This window comes from Pseudomonas sp. 05T35, from assembly GCF_056396605.1.
Map to the genome: position 1 here is coordinate 1 of NZ_JBFTLU010000033.1, position 16,938 is coordinate 16,938.

Sequence of the window (16,938 nt, forward strand, 5' to 3'; positions counted from 1 at the left end):
CGCTTACCCCGAGGGCTTGGCTTGACCGAGGAAGGGCAGTCGTACCTGCCTGTCGTGCAAGACGCGATCAGTCGGCTTGCAGTCGGCACGAACGAGATTTTCGGCCAGCACAATCGAAGACATTTGAAGGTGCGCGGCAGCCTTTCCTTTCTTCACTATTGGTTGGCCCCCCGACTCGCAGATTTTTGTCGGGAGTATCCCCAGATCGATATTCGATATATCAGCAATATTTGGGTGAAAGAACCGGACGGCGAGGATGACCTGGAGATTCGCTGGGGATGCGGTGAGTGGTCGGGCTTGCACGCCCAGCGATTGACTTGGGACATCCTTCAGCCTGTTTGCTCCCCAACGCTTATGGCCAGCTCACCCATACATGAGCCTCGCGACTTGATGAACCATTCACTCCTTCATGTGTTGGGGTACGAAGAAGGTTGGGGTTACTGGCTGAAGCGAGTTGGAGCAGACGACGTCGACTACTCCCGTGGCCTTCAGTTTGACACGCTGATCTCCACGATCCGCATGGCTGAACTGGGGCAGGGCGTTGCGCTGGCACGGTCTTCCGTGGTCGAGGATTTGCTTAAGAGTGGGCAATTGGTTGCACCATTCAATCACCGAATCGAGGCAAGCGAATCCTTTTATCTGGTGCACGAACAGAACGAAGTGCTATCGCCTGATGCCGCGAATTTTTCTACCTGGCTGGTGGCTCAAGCTCATCGCCTTTTGTAAAACTGATTTGGAGTTGACATGCATTACGTAAGCACTCGCGGCGGCGACATGCGTGCTGATTTTCGCAGTGTGGTTCTGTCGGGGCTCGCCGAAAATGGTGGTCTCTATGTCCCAGCCAGTTTGCCTGTCTTCACCGAGAAACAGATTGCCAGCTGGTCGTGGCTGCCGTTTGATGAGTTGGTTTGGCGAGTGGTTTCGCCGTTTGTTGGTTCTTCCATAGACGAAAGCACCCTGCGCGCCTTGCTCAGTGACAGCTATCAACAATTCAAGCACCGCGCTATTACGCCGCTTGAGCAGATCGGGCATAACGAGTGGATACTCCAGCTGTTTCATGGACCGACCGGTTCTTCCAAGGATTTCGCCGCGCAATTGCAGTCGCGTCTGGTCGAGCATTTTCTGGAGGAGGTCGGTAAAGAAGCGTTGGTGGTCGGTGCAACTAACGGTGATACCGGCGTCGCAGCGCTTGAAGCCTTTGCTGACTGCCCGGCCGCCCGCATGGCGATACTGTATCCGCGCGACGGGCTTGCACCTGAGCAACTCAATGCCTTGCAGGCAGCCGACCCGCAGCGGGTTCAGCTGTTTCCGGTTGACGGTAATTTCGATGATTGCCAGACGCTGGTCTCCCGACTCTTGCGAGAGTGGCCGTTGGACGGCGTGTTGCCGATCTGTTTCAACTCGACCAATTGGATCGGCGTCCTGGCCCAGATCGTTTTTTACTTTCACGCGGCCTTGCAACTGGGCGGTGGCTCTCGTCCCGTTGGCTTTAGTGTTCCAGCTGCCAGCTCGGCCGAGATCTACGCCGGTTACATTGCGCAGAAAATGGGACTACCCATCAATCAGGTGATCATTTCCACCAACAGCAATGATGCCCTGCACCAGTTTTTTCATTGCAATCGCTACTCCACCCGGATGACTAACCGAACAGTGTCGCCGGCGATGGACTTCTCGTTGTTTTCCAACCTGGAGCGGTTTATCTGGGAGATTTACGAGCACGATGGTTGCTCAACAAAAGCGCTGATGGAGCATTTTGAAAGTTGCGGAGAAATGAGCATCGGCAACCAGCAATGGCTGCGTGCCCGAGTCCTCTTCGATTCCTATGCGGTAGACGAATCTCAGGTACGCGATGAGGTGGTCGAGCTGTTCCGAGAGACAGGCTCGGCCATCGATCCTCACACCGCTGTCGGTGTACTGGCCGGCAGGCTTCATCGACGCAGCCTAGGCGCGCCGATGGTCACCTTTGGGCAAATTGCGCCGGCCAAGTCGGCGGCGCTGTTGGCCGAATTGGGCGTCTGGCAAGCAAGCGTTCCGAGCACTGTCGAGGTGCGCGCGCAACCACCGTACCAGGCCAAGGGCGATCTGGAGGGTCTGTGCCAGGCTCTTCGTCTGGCACAGCAGAGGCCTGCATGAAGCGCATTCTGGATCCGTTGGACGAACGCATACTGGCCGAACTTACCGCCAATGGGCGAATAGCCCATATTGAATTGGGTGCCAAGATCAACCTGTCGCGCAATGCGGTGCGCCAGCGCATCGAGCGTCTTGAGCGCGACGGTGCGATCCAGGGTTATACGGTACTGCTCGGTGAGTCGCGGCGGCCTGCGTCGCTTATCAGCGCGGTGATCTTTGTCTACCGCTACGACCGCATGCGTGGCGAAGAAGTACTGACTGCACTGCGCTCCATTCCCGAAGTCGTGCAATGTGAAGTACTCAGTGGTGAGTTCGATTTAATGCTGCGTGTGAATGCCGCCACACCGGAACGTGTCCATCTTGTGTGGAAGGAAATCGCGGCCATGCCAGGGGTGGAAAACACCGTGACATCGTTCGTCCTTTCTGCGGTGTTTTGACAAAATCGTGCTTGGGCAAAACGCCCAACTAATACAGCACTCTGCCATATTCAACTGCCAAAGCCCGGCTCTTAGGATGTTCCTATCGAACAACATCAATAAGGAACAGCGTTTATGACTGAGTACAAAATTGCCTTGGTAGGGTTTGGTGGCGTGAACCGTGGCTTCGCCCAATTGGTCGCCGATCATAATGCCGAGTGGAAAGAGGCCCTGGGCTTCACGATTAAAATTGTCGGTGTCACCGATCTGTTCCTCGGCTCCATCGTTGCTAAAGACGGTCTGGATGCAAAGCGGTTGGTCGCTCTACCGATTGAGAAAGGCGCACTCGCTCAACTGCCTGGCGGTAATGCTGAGGCCTTCAACGAAACTGTGATCAAGCATTCCGGTGCAGACATCATCGCTGAGGCGACTTTCACCAATCCGGTGGATGGCGAGCCTGCAACTACCTTTTGCCGCTGGGCCTTGGAAAGCGGCATTCATGTAGTGACCACTAATAAGGGGCCCATTGCGCTGCACGGTGCCGAGCTCAAAGCGTTGGCCCGTCGCAACCAGGTCGCTTTCGAATACGAGGGTGCGGTGATGAGTGGCACCCCGGTGATTCGTCTAGCGAAGCAGGCCTTGGCGGGCGCCAACGTGCAAGGCTTCGAAGGCATCCTGAACGGCACTTCCAACTATGTGCTCACCCAGATGAAAGACGGCCTGGCGTTCAACGATGCCGTCGTACAAGCGCAACAGCTCGGCTACGCCGAGGCAGATCCAACCGCCGATGTGGAAGGGTTTGACGTACGCCTCAAGGTGGTGATCCTGGCCAACGAACTGCTCAATGCACGACTGAATGTCAGCGATGTAGCGTGCTCGGGTATCAGCAAGATCAGCGCGCAAGATATTGCCCAGGCAAGTGCCAATGGTGCGAGCTGGAAACTGATCGGCTCCGCCAATCGTGAAGCAGATGGCTCGGTTCGAGCGAGTGTGGAAGCTCGGTTACTGTCGAATTCACATCCTCTTGCCGGAATCAGCGGTGCTACGAATGCAGTGTCATTCAATACCCAATTGCTGGGAGCTGTCACAGTGTCGGGGCCAGGGGCAGGGCGCATCGAGACGGCCTTCGCATTACTGTCGGACATCGTCGCCATCCACACCGCCCACGGCAAATAACAGGAGATAGTCATGAGCGTATCCAGCATGGCCAGTATCCAGCTTGTTGAAGCCAAACAGATTGATGTGTTCAGTCCATTCGATGGTCGCTTGGTAGGGAGCGTCCCTTGCCTCGATGCAGCCGCAGTTCCTGGCTTGCTGGAACGCGCGCGAATCGGCGTGCGCGAGAGTGCGGCAATGCCTCGTCACCTGCGTGCGCGCATTCTTGAGGAGGCGGCCCGGCGTGTAGAGCTTGAGGCTGAAGCGTTTGCCAAACTCATTGTTGCAGAGGCGGGGAAGACGCTGCGACAAGCAGAGAAGGAAGTGAAGCGTTGTGTGAACACGCTGAAGCTATCGGCGCAAGAGGCTCGTCGTAACGCCGGGGAAGTGATTCCATTTGGGGCTTATGAAGGATCGGAGTCGCGTCAAGGTTGGTTCACGCGGGAACCGTTGGGGCTTATCGTCGCGATCACTCCCTACAACGATCCACTGAATCTGGTCGCTCATAAACTCGGCCCGGCAATCGCTGGTGGCAATGCCGTGATTTTGAAACCCTCGGAACTCGCGCCGTTGTCTGCACTCAAGCTCGTTGAGTGCTTGGTGAAAGCGGGTCTTCCACCCTCTGTGATTACCCCGGCGACTGGTGGCGTCGACTTGGGTAAAGCATTGGTAGAGGTTCGCGAAGTTCGGATGATTTCCTTTACGGGGGGTTTTGCCACGGGGGAGGCCATTGCTCGTAGTGCAGGGTTGAAGAAACTCGCAATGGATCTGGGAGGAAATGCCCCGGTACTTGTGCTTGAAGATTGTGATATCGAACCGACCGTGGAGTCCTGTGTGTCTGGTGCCTTTTGGGCAGCAGGGCAGAATTGCATCGGCACTCAACGCATCCTTATACATAGTTCAATTTATGAGGACTTCCGTGAGCGTTTTGTCAGCCAAACGCGCGCGTTAGTGGTGGGTGATCCTGACCTGCGGGCAACGGATGTAGGCCCGATGATTACGGAACAGGCGGCCCGTCGTACCGAACAATTGGTAAACGAAGCACTGGCCGAGGGGGCCGTTCTGCTGTGTGGGCACCATCGCCAAGGGGGAAGCTATGCGCCGACTGTGCTTGAGCATGTGAGGCATAGCAGTGCGATCTGGATGCAGGAAGTCTTCGCGCCGGTGGTTATCCTGGAGCCTTTTGACCATTTGGAAGACGCTATTGCTATGGCCAATGCAACAGAATACAGCTTGCACGCAGGCCTTTTCACACGTGATATTTCCACGGCTTTGAAACTGGCGCGTCAGATTGAAGCGGGTGGTGTGATGATCAATGATTCTTCCGATTATCGTTTCGATGCCATGCCTTTCGGTGGTTTTAAGTACGGAAGTTTGGGGCGCGAAGGTGTTCGATTTGCGTATGAAGACATGACGCAGCCTAAAGTCGTTTGCATCAGCGAGGTGGATTAAACCTGCGAAGTAAATTCGTCATCGACTCACATCGGGTGGACGCTTTTTTCTGATTTTGGGACGTCGGGGCCGCGGTCCGACGAAGAAACCGCGGCGGCCGATCACTCAGGCGGCGGGGAGCAGGCCTTTCTGTTTGGCGACATGAGTCGCCATTGCGTCCATCAAGTCCGGGGACAGGCAGTCATAGGGCTCCAGGCCGATCGAGCGCAGGCGTTCACGGATGGCCTTCATTTGCGCTGGCGGTGTGCCGGTTTCGATGATGGAGGACACGAACGCTGCGAAGCTCGGCGCAGCCCATCCGCTCTGGGGAGAGAGCTCGGTGTGGACGAAGTCCAGACCATAAAACGCATGGTCCTTGTTCTCGATGCGCCCGAAGAGATGGGCGTGGCACTGCTTGCAGGCGTGCCGCTGAATGGTGGCGTTTTCGTCGACGATTGACAGTTTTTCACCGTGGGCAATGACGCTGACCTTATCCCGAGGTACTACGGCAATGACGGCGAATATTGCATTTTGAGGTTTCCAGCATTTGCTGCAGCCACACGCGTGGTTATGCAGGGTTTGTGCGTCGATCTTGATCTCGACCTTGTCGGTCGCACATAGGCATTGCAGGGTGCCACCTGTGAAATTCGCGGCGGCGGGTTGAATACCATTGTCCAGTGCAGGGTGAAGTTTCAAGGTGCTCACGTTGGCTTCTCCGTTTCAGGGTGTTAGACGAAAGTGCCTGGGGCCGTATGGTGTGAGTGACAAATGACGCTAATTCGAGCTCGCTTTAACTTGTGGGCGATGTCAGGTGTTCACGATACTGCCCCTGTTCAATAGTTGAGCAGAGGCAGTGGAGCACCTGGGTCGGGTTTCGGTTAGCAGAAACGGGGCACGGTCAGAAATCTTGCAGGGTAGGGTGCAGTACCACCTCATTTTAGGTGCTTGCGTTAACCCGCGATTTTTATTGCAAGCTCAGCGACGTGTTTACCCTGGAAGCGCGCAATATCCAGTTCATTTTGTGACGGTTGCCGTTTACCGTCAGTGCCTGCCAGGGTGGTCGCGCCATAGGGCGTACCGCCGGTGATCTCGCTCATGTTGGTCAGCCCTGCGCAGGTGTAAGGCACACCCACGATGACCATTCCCTGATGCAGGAGTGTGCTGTGAAACGACGTAATAGTGGTTTCCTGGCCACCGTGCTGGGTGCCGGTCGATGCAAAGACACTGCCGATTTTTCCGACCAGCGCGCCGCTCATCCACAGTCCGCCGGTCTGATCGAGAAATGTGCGCATCTGTCCCGCCATATTGCCGAAGCGCGTCGGTGTGCCAAAGATGATGGCATCGTAATTGCCCAGCTCGTCAGGTGTCGCCACCGGTGCCTTCTGGTCAAGTTTGACGCCAATGGCTGCTGCCTGTTCGGCCGGAATGGTTTCAGCGACACGCTTGAGCGTTACGTCGGTGCCGGGTACAGATCGCGCGCCTTCGGCTACTGCGCCCGCCATCGTTTCGAGGTGACCGTACATTGAGTAATAGAGAACCAGTACCTTCGCCATGATTTTTCTCCTGGATTAAGCTCCATTCGATGGATTAAGAAAATCTTGGGTACACCACTGCCAACGAACAGCAGCGGCAGGCGTAGCACTTGGTCACGAACAAAACTGCGGCTCACACCCACCCGACTGCTGGGACTTTGACGGCATGCGGATAAACACTAGCAGTTCCATATGCTACCTGCTGGGCAGACAGAGAGCTTTTATTGCCCCGCCGCGTCGAGATAGAGGGGAAGGGTGCGCAGCAAATCCCGCATTGCGCTCAAGCTTACTGCGTCGGCACCTAAAGGCAGCAGGTGAACATCAGCTGTACTGATTGGCCGAACCAGCAGCGGATCGTTGCTTCCTGGAATGGGTCAGCTGATAAGCAATGGCCAGCCAAATGAACCACCCTGGCATGACCAGTAGGGCAATACGAGTGTCAGGTCTTAATGCCAGCAGGCAGAGTACAAATCCCAGGAACGTCAACGAAAACCAGGCCATCGGCACGCCGCCAGGCATCTTGTAGACCGATTTCGCATGCAGGTCGGGTCGGCTTTTACGATAGGCAATGTACGACGCGAGGATGGTCGACCAAGTGAAAATCACCAGGATTGCCGACACGGTAGAGACGATGGTAAACGCTGTMATGACCTCCGGAACGATGAACAGCAGTAGTACACCCACCAGCATCAACAGTGTGGTAAACGCCAGGCTCAGCAKAGGCACGCTATTACCCGACAAGCGCCGGAAAATCCCGGGAGCATTGTCGTGACTGGCCAGTCCAAACAGCATGCGACTGGATGAAAATACGCCACTGTTGGCCGATGAGGCGGCAGACGTCAGCACCACAAAGTTGACGATACCTGCTGCTGCGGGAAACCCTGCAACCAGAAACAGTTCAACGAAAGGGCTCTTGTTGGGCGAAACCTGTTGCCAGGAAGTCACCGCAATAATGCAGGCCAGCGCCAGCACATAAAACAGGATGATTCTTAGCGGAATCGAGTTGATGGCTTTAGGCAGAGTCTTCTCGGGGGAGCGAGTTTCGGCGGCAGCAGTACCGATCAGTTCGGTGCCGGCAAAGGAGAAGATCGCCATCTGGAATCCGGCAAAGAAACCGAACAGGCCGTTGGGGAAGGCTGCCTGTTTATCCAGCAGGTGGTTCAGGGACGCAGTAACGCCACTGGGGGATACAAAGGAGCTGGCAATCATCACCAGGCTAACGCCAATCAGGGTGACGACGGCAATGATTTTGATGATCGCGAACCAGAACTCCACTTCACCAAAAAGCCTGACGGTCAGTACGTTCAAGGCGAACAGCGTCATTAACATACCGATGGCCGGGATCCAGGCGGGTACATCGGGGAACCAGTACTGAAAGAATCCGCCGACCACTACGGCATCACCCACCACCGCGACGCTCCAGCTCAGCCAGTACGACCAGCCGAGGAAAAATGCCGCTCGCGGGCCCAGGTAGGCACCGGCGAAATCCGCGAAGGTTTTGAATTTCAAGTTGGAGAGCAACAGTTCGCCCATGGCGCGCATGACGAAGTAGACGAACATCCCGATGATCATATAAATCAGGATGATCGACGTGCCGGAGAGGGCAATGATCTTTCCGGAACCCATAAACAGACCTGTACCGATGGCTCCTCCCATGGCCATTAACTGAATGTGACGATTGCTGAGCGTGCGCTGCAGCGCGGGTTGTTCAACCCGCTCGGACGAAGTTGATTTCATTACAAAACCTCTTGATTTTATGTTTTTGAGTTTTGGCAGAAAGTGGGTGTCTAGCGTTGTTGTTAGAGATGCAACGGCTACCGACGGTGGTGGTTTTTGGGGTTTACAGGATGGTGAGTGGCCTCTTGGCACGCTGTTCGGAGGCATCACCCACGGTTATCAGTTGGCGGTGCGCAGACGCGCCGGTTCAGCGGGTTGCTGATCAAGCAGTTGGTAAAGGTCTTTTATGTTAGCGGGGGTCGGCACTAGATGGATGCGCTCGCCGATCTCGTGCTCTCGCGCAAGGTCGTGCAGGTAGCGCAGTGACGAAAAATCTTCGAGAGCAAAACCCACCGAATCGAACACGGTGACTTGGGCGTCATTCTCGCGCCCCGGAATTTCGCCCAGCACAATGCGGAAAAACTCGACGACGGGCGAGTCGGCTTCCAGTTGTTGAATATCGCCTTCAATCCGGGTTTGCGGTTCAAATTCAACGATGATCCGGGCGTTGCGCAGGATCTCGGCGTGCAGTTCGGTTTTCCCCGGGCAGTCACCACCGACAGCGTTGATATGCATGCCGGGTTCGATCATCTCGGGCGTCAGAATCGTTGCATAAGTTTTGTCGGCGGTGACTGTAGTGACAATGTGCGCGCCCTTGACCGCTTCCTGTACGGAGGTGGACAGAATCACTTCGATACCCGGGAATGCCGACAGGTTGTGCTTCAACTTGAGTGACGCGTCACGATCAATATCGAAAATGCGGATTTCCCTGATCGACAGCATTTCGTGGAAGGCGAGGGCCTGAAATTCGCTTTGAGCGCCGTTGCCGATGATTGCCATGATGCTTGCACCAGGGCGTGCCAAGGACTGCGCGACCAGTGCGGATGTCGCGGCGGTGCGCACGGCAGTAGTCAGCGTCAATTCACTGAGCAACGTTGGATAGCCACTGTAGACATCGGCGAGAACACCGAAAGCCATGACGGTCAGCAAGTCCCTTTGGCCATTGCCCGGGTGACCATTCACGTATTTGAACGAGTACTGTTGGCCATCGTCGGTGGGCATCAACTCGATCACACCGTCGGCGGAATGATTGGCGGTGCGGGGCGACTTATCAAACTGCGCCCAGCGTGAATAGTCAGCTTCGATGTATGTGGCCATCTCGCGGATTGCCCGACGGATACCCACCTTGGCGAACAGGCGTGCGGAATGATCGACATCGATAAAGAGAGTCATGTTTTTATTTTCCGATTCAGTAGTTGAAATGCTGTAGGGCAGGGGATGGCTCAGGCGCGTTTGCTCTCAAAGCCATGCAGTACGTTGACTGCATTGATCCCGATTTCATCGACCATGTAGCCGCCTTCCATCACGAACAGGGTGGGGCAGCCAACGCCTGCTATCAGTTCGCCGATGCCGATGAAGTCTTCGCTTTCCAGCAGGAAGTGGCTGATCGGGTCGTCCTTGAACGTGTCGACGCCGAGTGAAATAACCAGCACTTCAGGGGCGAATTGCTGGAGTTTCTTGCAGGCGTGGAGCAGGGCATTGCGGTAGCTTTCCCAAGTGGTGTTCTTCGGCAGCGGATAGTTCAGGTTGTAACCTTCGCCGTAGCCTGTGCCGACTTCGTGGCTGAAGCCTGAGTAGTACGGATAGGACACCGTCGGCTCACCGTGTAGCGAGACAAACATGACGTCACTGCGCCCGTAGAAAATGTTTTGGGTGCCGTTGCCGTGATGAAAGTCAACGTCCAGTACCGCGACACGTTTGGCACCTTGGGTAATGGCCTGTTGTGCAGCAATGGCGGCGTTGTTGAGATAGCAATAGCCGCCCATGTATTCACGCGCTGCGTGATGGCCGGGCGGACGGCACAGGGCAAAGGCACTGTCGTGGCCTTCATCGATCAGCGCCAGGCCGGTGAGGGCGATGTCTGCACTGGTTTTTGCCGCTTGCCAAGTGGTGGCGGTAATCGGGGAACCGGCGTCCATGGCGTAGAAACCGAGCTTGCCGTCGATGAACGTCGGGACTTGCTCGTTGGACAGGTCGCGTACTGGCCATACCAGCGGCAGGGCATCGTGGGTCCGTCCAGTCGCGCACCATTCTGACCAGGCGCTTTCCAGAAAACTGACGTAGCGCTCGCTGTGCGCATTGACGTAACACGACCGGTCAAATATTCGCGGTTCGACGATCTGGCCAAGGCCTACCTGCTTGACGCGGTTATGGACAGTATCGGCCCGACTGGGCCGTTCGAACGACGGCTTGAGCACTCCGTCTTTCAATTCGGTGCCGTGGTGCAAGCGATGGGAATCACTGAAAACTGTAAACATTCTGCRCATCCGTTAATGTGAGCCAGTGCAAATATTCTGTTCCGGCCGGGACGCGCTTTCTTTGCTTTGTTTTCGTGGTTTGCTAGATTATTCGGGCGTTTTGACTCAGGAATGGCGTAATGCAGAAAAAATCATCCAAACGCATCAGCCTCGACGAGACCGACCTGGCGATACTCACGTTGCTGCAGGAAGATGCGAGCATTTCCAACGCCGAGCTCAGTGAGCGTCTGTCGTTAAGCCTGACGCCTTGCTGGCGACGGCGTAAGAGAATGGAGGAAGCGGGGGTAATCAAGGGCTACCAGGCCAATCTTGATCGACGCATGCTAGGGCTGGACATTTTGGCGTTCGTGCACATCCGTTTTTCCACCCATGCGGATCATGCTCCGGACGCCTTCGAGGCGGTGATTGCGCAATTGCCCGAGGTGTTGTCTTGTCACAAGATCACTGGAGATGCCGATTACGTGTTGCAAGTGTTGGCAGAGGATCTTGATAGTTACAGCGACTTTATCGAGCACGTGCTCAGGCGTCAGGTAGGTATTGCATCCATTCAGTCCAGTCTGGCTTTGCGCGAGGTTAAGACCAGTAGCCGTATTGCGATACCCAAATCGCTCAAGGACTGAGCGGGCAGATGGCGTCAGGTGAGCAACTCATGGGCCGAGGTAGCGCCGGCAGACGTGCCGGACGTGTGTTTCATGCCAAGGTTTTAGCCACACCCTGACGCCTCAGTGACGAGTGCATTTCTGTTGAACGGGTCGATACGAGCGCTCATTGCAGCGGTTTGCTCGGGGAGCCAGGCTTACACCTGGCTTCTGCCAGGCATGTCGATGCCGTGCTGATGCACCCGCCGATACAGGGTTGCCCGGGAGATGCCCAAAGACTTGGCAGCGGCGGTGGGTTTCCAGCGGTGACGCACCAAGGCATCGAGCAGTGCCTGGCGCTCCGGGCTCGCGCAGCAATCAATGGTGTCGCCAGAGCGTGGGCCATCAAGTCGGTGATCTTGCAGTTGCTCGGGCAAATGGTTGACCTGAATCAGGTTTGAATCGCACACCGCACAGGCATAACGCAGCACATGTCGCAACTGGCGAACGTTACCTGGCCAGCGGTAGCCAAGCAGGCATTCCAGAGCTGCACCTGCGAGTTGCATAGGTTCTGCGCAAAGCGTCGATTCCTCATCGAGAATCCGGTTGATCAGCGCCAGCCGGTCACTGCGTTCGCGCAGCGGCGGCAACTGGAAGCGCGCTCCATTCAAACGAAAGTAGAGGTCTTCGCGAAACTCGCCCGCGGCGACCAGTCCTTCCAGATCGCGGTGGCTGGCGCAGACGACCTGAAGGTCGATCGCTTTGCGCCGTGAGGCTCCCAGAGGCGCCACTTCACCCTCGGCCAGAACCCGCAGCAGCCGGGTTTGCAAGGGCAGGGGCATGTCACCGATTTCATCGAGAAACAGAGTGCCGCCATCGGCCTGTTCCAGCAGACCTTGCATACCCTTGCTCGAGGCACCCGTGAAGGCGCCAGCGACATAGCCAAATAATTCGCTTTCGATCAGGTTCTCGGGGATCGCCGCGCAGTTTACCGCAACGAACGGCCGCTCGCGGCGCTGGCTGGCTTGGTGCAACTGACGGGCGAAGACTTCCTTGCCGGAGCCGGTCTCGCCCTGGATCAGCACCGGCAGGTTGCGGTCTTTAACCCGCACTGCAAGGCGCAGGCTTTCTTCCAGTCGCGGGTCGAGTTCGGCGGGTGTCAGTGCCAGTCGCGAAGCGTTGCGCTTCACCTGCCGTGGCACGCTGAGGCGACCATGCAATTGCGTGTGGCCACCCTGGCTGTGCAACAGACATAGCGACTCGTCACTGATCCGATGCAGCAACTGCTGATCAAACACTTGGCCAATATGTTCCGGCAGTTGACCAAAACTGTGCAACAACCATTGCCGCGCAGCCGGGTTCAGCGCCTGCAAACAACCGTCGTTGTCCCAGGCGAGCAAGTAATCGGGTTGACTGTCGACATAGCCTGGGCTGCTGTGGGCTCGCAGCACCCAGTAACCCTGGGCGCTGCTCATGAAAAATGCCTGTTCGATTTCACGCGCGCTCTGCACCACCATCTGCCGGATCAGGTGTTGAGAGCGGCGGTCGTCGGGTGAGCGCACCGCCGAAACGTCGAGCACCCMGAGCAGTTCGCCCTTGGGGTCGAAGACCGGCGCCGCCGAGCAGGTGAGTCCGATAAACGCGGCGCGAAAATGATCGCGTTTGTGAACAGTGACCGGCGTTCGCGCGGTCAGTACCGCCGCCACGCCACACGTACCTTCTTCACCTTCCGACCAGCAAGTGCCCAGGTAAAGACCGGCCTTGCGGCAGTCATTGCGGATGGAGGTTTCGACGCGGTAGTCGATGGTCTGGCCCTGAGCGTCTGTGAGCAGGACGCAGTAGTCGGCATCGCGGACCCGACCGTGGAGGCGGGCGACTTCTTCACTGGCGATGCGCAAGAATAACTCGGAGCGCTCGCGGCATTCCTGCAGCACGTTCTGCGAGAGGATCCGTGGTCCTTGTAGCGAACCGGGATCCAGGTGGTGTTGCTCCATGGAGCGGCGCCAGGAGTCGAGAATCAAGTCCGACACAGGCAACTGCGGCAGGTGCCCGGCATTCTTCAAAACACGGCTGACGCAATCCACATGCGCCTTTGAGTGTGCGGAAAGCATTAAGGCCTCCGGTTCCATCTTCTTTTAGTTGTGCGGCTATTAAGCGCCGTTCATTGACCGCAGACAAGCGTCGGGTCAACCGGGGCTGGCGGTGAGACGCGATGTCTCACGGTCTCGCCGCCACCTCGTGCAGCCTGACATCACGCGTTTCATTCGGATTTGATTTCGGCCACCCCGGGGGCCCATCGGACCGCTCTACGACGGGGTTGTGCAGGTGTTTTTGCGAATCTGGCACTGGCCTTGCTCTCGCTCTGGCAACCAGCCTGACTGGCAACCCAATAATAAAAAGAGGTGCCCGATGTCCTGCCGAAATCCTTTTCCTGCTCTGCCCGTGGTGGCGTCATGAGTCGTGCGCCGCTGACCGTAGGTATCATTACCAATCCGGCATCCGGCCGGGACGTGCGGCGCCTGACCGCCAACGCCGGGTTGTTTTCCAGCACCGACAAGGTCTCGGTGATCCAGCGCTTGCTGGCAGCCTTTGGCGCCACGGGTGTCGAACGGGTGCTGATGCCCACAGACATGACCGGCATCGCCGCCGCCGTGCTGAAAAACAGCCACGGCCGCCAGGCTCGCAGCAGTCACTGGCCAGTCCTTGAGTTCCTCGACCTGACCCTGCGCCAAAGTGTCGAGGATACCCGTCACGCGGCCCGCTGGATGGCCGAACGCGGCGTTGCGCTGATCGCCGTGCTGGGCGGCGACGGTACTCACAAGGCGGTGGCCGCTGAAGTCGGCGACATTCCGCTGCTGACGCTGTCCACCGGCACCAACAACGCCTTTCCGGAACTGCGTGAAGCCACCAGCGCCGGGTTGGCCGGCGGGCTGTTTGTCAGTGGGCGGATCCCGCTCGAGATCGCTTTGCGCCGCAATAAACGCTTGTTGGTGCGTGAGCCGAGTCGTGGCCTGTGCGAGATGGCCCTGGTGGACGTGGCGGTGTCCTCGTTGCCCTTCGTCGGCGCACGGGCCATCAGTCGCGGGGGCGATCTGGCCGAGGTGTTTGTGACCTTCGCCGAACCTCAGTCCATTGGCATCTCGGCCCTTTGCGGCTTGTGGTTTCCCGTATCGCGTCAGGCTCCGGGTGGGGCCTGGATGCGCCTCGATGCGCAATCTCCGAAAGCGCTGCTGGTGCCTCTGGCTCCCGGCCTGCTGCAAGGCTGCGGCGTACTTGCTGCAGGAAGCCTTGAACCCGGTGTCGCCCATCGTCTGTGCCTGGCCAGCGGAACCCTCGCTCTGGATGGCGAGCGCGAGATCGAATTCAACACCCATGACCGGCCCACCGTCACCCTCGATTTCAGCGGTCCGCTCAGCATCGATGTCAATGTGGTCCTGGACTATGCAGCGCAACAGCGACTTCTGGCCATCGGCCGTAAACACCCGCAACACCCTCTGAACCTCTCATCTCAAGACACCCTGGAGAATAAAAATGTCGACACAGCTAACCGCTGATCAATTGCTGCATGCCTATCAGGTGATGCGCACCATCCGCGTCTTTGAAGAGCGCCTGCACGTGGAATTCGCCACCGGTGAGATTCCCGGTTTTGTCCATCTGTATGCCGGCGAAGAGGCCTCGGCCGCCGGGGTCATGGCTCATTTGAAGGATGACGATTGCATTGCCTCCAACCACCGTGGTCACGGCCACTGCATCGCCAAAGGCGTCGATGTGGACGGGATGATGGCCGAGATCTACGGCAAGAAAACCGGGGTCTGCCAAGGCAAGGGTGGCTCCATGCACATCGCCGATTTCGAGAAGGGCATGCTCGGTGCCAATGGCATTGTGGGGGCCGGTGCGCCGCTGGTCGTGGGCGCGGCCCTGGCCGCCAAACTCAAGGGCACCGACAGTGTTGCGGTGGTGTTCTTTGGTGACGGCGGCTCCAACGAAGGGGCGGTGTTCGAAGCGATGAACATGGCCTCGGTATGGAATCTGCCGTGCCTGTTCATTGCCGAGAACAACGGTTACGCCGAAGCCACGGCTTCCAACTGGTCGGTGGCCTGCGATCACATCGCCGACCGCGCTGCCGGTTTCGGCATGCCCGGGGTCACGGTGGACGGCTTCGACTTCTTCGCCGTTCACGAAGCCGCCGGTGCCGCAGTGGAGCGGGCCAGGGCCGGGGAGGGGCCATCGCTGATCGAGGTCAAGCTGACTCGCTATTACGGTCACTTTGAGGGCGACGCCCAGACCTATCGGGCGCCGGACGAGGTCAAGCATTTCCGCGAGCACAACGACTGCTTGATGCAGTTCCGCGAACGCATCATCCGTGCCGGGCGGGCGCAGGCCAGCCAGTTGGACCAGATCGACAGCGAGGTGGAGCTGCTGATCGAGAACGCCGTGCTCAAGGCCAAGTCCGCCCCCAAGCCGAGCGCGGCCGATCTGCTCTCCGACGTCTACGTTTCCTATCCCTGAACGCCCCCTATAACAAGAATCGAGACCTTCATCATGGCGAGAAAAATCAGTTATCAGCAGGCAATCAACGAAGCTCTGGCCCAGGAAATGCGCCGCGATCCCAGCGTGTTCATCATGGGTGAGGACGTCGCCGGCGGTGCCGGTGCCCCCGGTGAAAACGACGCCTGGGGCGGGGTGCTGGGCGTGACCAAGGGCCTCTATCACCAATTCCCAGGACGAGTGCTGGACACGCCATTGTCGGAGTTGGGCTATGTCGGTGCTGCAGTGGGCGCCGCGACCTGTGGCGTGCGCCCGGTATGTGAATTGATGTTCGTCGACTTCGCCGGTTGCTGCCTGGACCAGATCCTCAATCAGGCAGCCAAGTTTCGCTACATGTTCGGCGGCAAGGCSTCCACGCCACTGGTGATCCGCACGATGGTCGGTGCCGGGTTGCGGGCCGCTGCCCAGCACTCGCAAATGCTGACCTCGTTGTGGACCCACATTCCAGGGCTGAAAGTGGTCTGCCCGTCGTCACCTTATGACGCCAAGGGTTTGCTTATCCAGGCAATCCGCGACAACGACCCGGTGATCTTCTGTGAACACAAAATGCTCTACAGCATGCAGGGTGAAGTACCGGAAGAGCTCTATACCATCCCCTTCGGCGAAGCCAACTTCCTGCGTGATGGCAAGGATGTGACGCTGGTCTCCTATGGTCGCACGGTCAACACCGCGATGGACGCCGCGCGCAATTTGTCCGCGCGCGGCATCGACTGCGAGGTGATCGACCTGCGCACCACCAGCCCGCTGGACGAAGACAGTATTTTGGAAAGTGTGGAGAAGACCGGACGCCTGGTGGTCATCGACGAAGCCAACCCGCGTTGCTCCATGGCTACTGATATTTCGGCTTTGGTGGCGCAAAAAGCATTTGCCTCGCTCAAGGCGCCGATCGAGATGGTGACTGCACCGCACACGCCGGTACCGTTCTCCGATGCCCTGGAAGACCTCTACATTCCCGACGCGGCGAAGATCGAAAGCGCCGTGCTCAAGTTGATCGAGTGGAGCAAGCGTTCATGAGCCAGATCCATACCTTGACCATGCCCAAGTGGGGCCTGTCCATGACCGAGGGCCGGGTCGATGCCTGGCTCAAGGAGGAAGGCCAGGTCATCGCCAAGGG

16 protein-coding genes are annotated in these 16,938 nt (G+C 57.7%); 10 read left to right on the forward strand and 6 right to left on the reverse strand.

The window, feature by feature from the left end; all coding sequences use genetic code 11:
- The 5 genes from AC1DH9_RS04495 to AC1DH9_RS04515 form a co-directional block, all read left to right on the forward strand.
- Positions 1-726 (forward strand): LysR substrate-binding domain-containing protein (locus AC1DH9_RS04495; protein ID WP_477807855.1); only part of this gene is annotated, 726 nt, incomplete at its 5' end.
- Positions 727-744: 18 nt separating this feature from the next.
- Complete coding sequence (gene thrC / locus AC1DH9_RS04500) at positions 745-2,133, forward strand: threonine synthase (RefSeq protein WP_427542453.1); 1,389 nt, start codon at positions 745-747, stop codon at positions 2,131-2,133.
- Positions 2,130-2,567, forward strand: a complete 438-nt coding sequence (locus AC1DH9_RS04505; RefSeq protein ID WP_427533144.1) for an Lrp/AsnC family transcriptional regulator — start codon at positions 2,130-2,132, stop codon at positions 2,565-2,567. Before thrC ends, AC1DH9_RS04505 begins: the two co-directional genes overlap by 4 nt.
- Before the next feature lie 114 nt (positions 2,568-2,681).
- Complete coding sequence (locus AC1DH9_RS04510; RefSeq protein ID WP_427542456.1) at positions 2,682-3,722, forward strand: homoserine dehydrogenase; 1,041 nt, start codon at positions 2,682-2,684, stop codon at positions 3,720-3,722.
- 12 nt (positions 3,723-3,734) lie between these two features.
- Complete coding sequence (locus AC1DH9_RS04515; RefSeq protein WP_427542459.1) at positions 3,735-5,153, forward strand: aldehyde dehydrogenase family protein; 1,419 nt, start codon at positions 3,735-3,737, stop codon at positions 5,151-5,153.
- 105 nt (positions 5,154-5,258) lie between these two features.
- Here AC1DH9_RS04515 and gfa read toward each other — a convergent pair whose 3' ends face one another.
- The 5 genes from gfa to AC1DH9_RS04540 form a co-directional block, all read right to left on the reverse strand.
- On the reverse strand, positions 5,259-5,837 hold the full coding sequence (gfa, locus tag AC1DH9_RS04520) for an S-(hydroxymethyl)glutathione synthase (protein ID WP_427542462.1): 579 nt from the start codon (positions 5,835-5,837) through the stop codon (positions 5,259-5,261).
- 245 nt (positions 5,838-6,082) lie between these two features.
- On the reverse strand, positions 6,083-6,685 hold the full coding sequence (wrbA, locus tag AC1DH9_RS04525) for an NAD(P)H:quinone oxidoreductase (protein ID WP_054597401.1): 603 nt from the start codon (positions 6,683-6,685) through the stop codon (positions 6,083-6,085).
- A 300-nt stretch (positions 6,686-6,985) separates the two neighbouring features.
- Positions 6,986-8,401, reverse strand: a complete 1,416-nt coding sequence (locus tag AC1DH9_RS04530) for an amino acid permease (RefSeq protein ID WP_477807857.1) — start codon at positions 8,399-8,401, stop codon at positions 6,986-6,988.
- A gap of 159 nt (positions 8,402-8,560) precedes the next feature.
- Positions 8,561-9,613: an ornithine cyclodeaminase gene (locus tag AC1DH9_RS04535; protein WP_427542465.1), complete on the reverse strand. Its 1,053-nt coding sequence runs from the start codon at positions 9,611-9,613 to the stop codon at positions 8,561-8,563.
- Between the two features lie 50 nt (positions 9,614-9,663).
- Positions 9,664-10,698 (reverse strand): histone deacetylase family protein, encoded by a 1,035-nt coding sequence (locus AC1DH9_RS04540; protein ID WP_427542468.1) that lies wholly within the window; start codon positions 10,696-10,698, stop codon positions 9,664-9,666.
- A gap of 119 nt (positions 10,699-10,817) precedes the next feature.
- Between AC1DH9_RS04540 and AC1DH9_RS04545 the strand changes: the two genes are divergently transcribed.
- Positions 10,818-11,318 carry an Lrp/AsnC family transcriptional regulator gene (locus AC1DH9_RS04545; RefSeq protein WP_103318934.1) on the forward strand — a complete coding sequence of 167 codons (501 nt, stop codon included), beginning with the start codon at positions 10,818-10,820 and terminating at the stop codon, positions 11,316-11,318.
- Between the two features lie 176 nt (positions 11,319-11,494).
- Here the strand turns inward: AC1DH9_RS04545 and AC1DH9_RS04550 are convergent, their stop codons facing one another.
- On the reverse strand, positions 11,495-13,387 hold the full coding sequence (locus AC1DH9_RS04550; protein ID WP_477807856.1) for a sigma-54-dependent Fis family transcriptional regulator: 1,893 nt from the start codon (positions 13,385-13,387) through the stop codon (positions 11,495-11,497).
- Between the two features lie 342 nt (positions 13,388-13,729).
- Here AC1DH9_RS04550 and AC1DH9_RS04555 point away from each other — a divergent pair, with 342 nt between their 5' ends.
- The 4 genes from AC1DH9_RS04555 to AC1DH9_RS04570 all read left to right on the forward strand — a co-directional run.
- A complete protein-coding gene (locus AC1DH9_RS04555; protein WP_427542474.1) occupies positions 13,730-14,830 on the forward strand; it encodes an ATP-NAD kinase family protein in 1,101 nt (366 codons plus the stop codon).
- Positions 14,808-15,785, forward strand: coding sequence for a thiamine pyrophosphate-dependent dehydrogenase E1 component subunit alpha (locus tag AC1DH9_RS04560; protein WP_427542477.1), 978 nt, complete (start codon positions 14,808-14,810; stop codon positions 15,783-15,785). The genes AC1DH9_RS04555 and AC1DH9_RS04560 overlap by 23 nt, the downstream gene beginning before the upstream one ends.
- A gap of 33 nt (positions 15,786-15,818) precedes the next feature.
- Positions 15,819-16,838 (forward strand): alpha-ketoacid dehydrogenase subunit beta, encoded by a 1,020-nt coding sequence (locus AC1DH9_RS04565; protein WP_427542480.1) that lies wholly within the window; start codon positions 15,819-15,821, stop codon positions 16,836-16,838.
- A partial coding sequence (locus AC1DH9_RS04570; protein ID WP_477807858.1) for a hypothetical protein occupies positions 16,835-16,938 on the forward strand: 104 nt, incomplete at its 3' end. The genes AC1DH9_RS04565 and AC1DH9_RS04570, both read left to right, overlap by 4 nt.

Bases quoted from the DNA above. Each gene is read 5' to 3' on its own strand.
- thrC (WP_427542453.1), top strand. From the start codon at position 745: ATGCATTACGTAAGCACTCGCGGCGGCGACATGCGTGCTGATTTTCGC.
- AC1DH9_RS04505 (WP_427533144.1), top strand. From the start codon at position 2,130: ATGAAGCGCATTCTGGATCCGTTGGACGAACGCATACTGGCCGAACTT.
- AC1DH9_RS04510 (WP_427542456.1), top strand. From the start codon at position 2,682: ATGACTGAGTACAAAATTGCCTTGGTAGGGTTTGGTGGCGTGAACCGT.
- AC1DH9_RS04515 (WP_427542459.1), top strand. From the start codon at position 3,735: ATGAGCGTATCCAGCATGGCCAGTATCCAGCTTGTTGAAGCCAAACAG.
- wrbA (WP_054597401.1), bottom strand. From the start codon at position 6,685: ATGGCGAAGGTACTGGTTCTCTATTACTCAATGTACGGTCACCTCGAA.
- AC1DH9_RS04535 (WP_427542465.1), bottom strand. From the start codon at position 9,613: ATGACTCTCTTTATCGATGTCGATCATTCCGCACGCCTGTTCGCCAAG.
- AC1DH9_RS04540 (WP_427542468.1), bottom strand. From the start codon at position 10,698: ATGTTTACAGTTTTCAGTGATTCCCATCGCTTGCACCACGGCACCGAA.
- AC1DH9_RS04545 (WP_103318934.1), top strand. From the start codon at position 10,818: ATGCAGAAAAAATCATCCAAACGCATCAGCCTCGACGAGACCGACCTG.
- AC1DH9_RS04555 (WP_427542474.1), top strand. From the start codon at position 13,730: ATGAGTCGTGCGCCGCTGACCGTAGGTATCATTACCAATCCGGCATCC.
- AC1DH9_RS04560 (WP_427542477.1), top strand. From the start codon at position 14,808: ATGTCGACACAGCTAACCGCTGATCAATTGCTGCATGCCTATCAGGTG.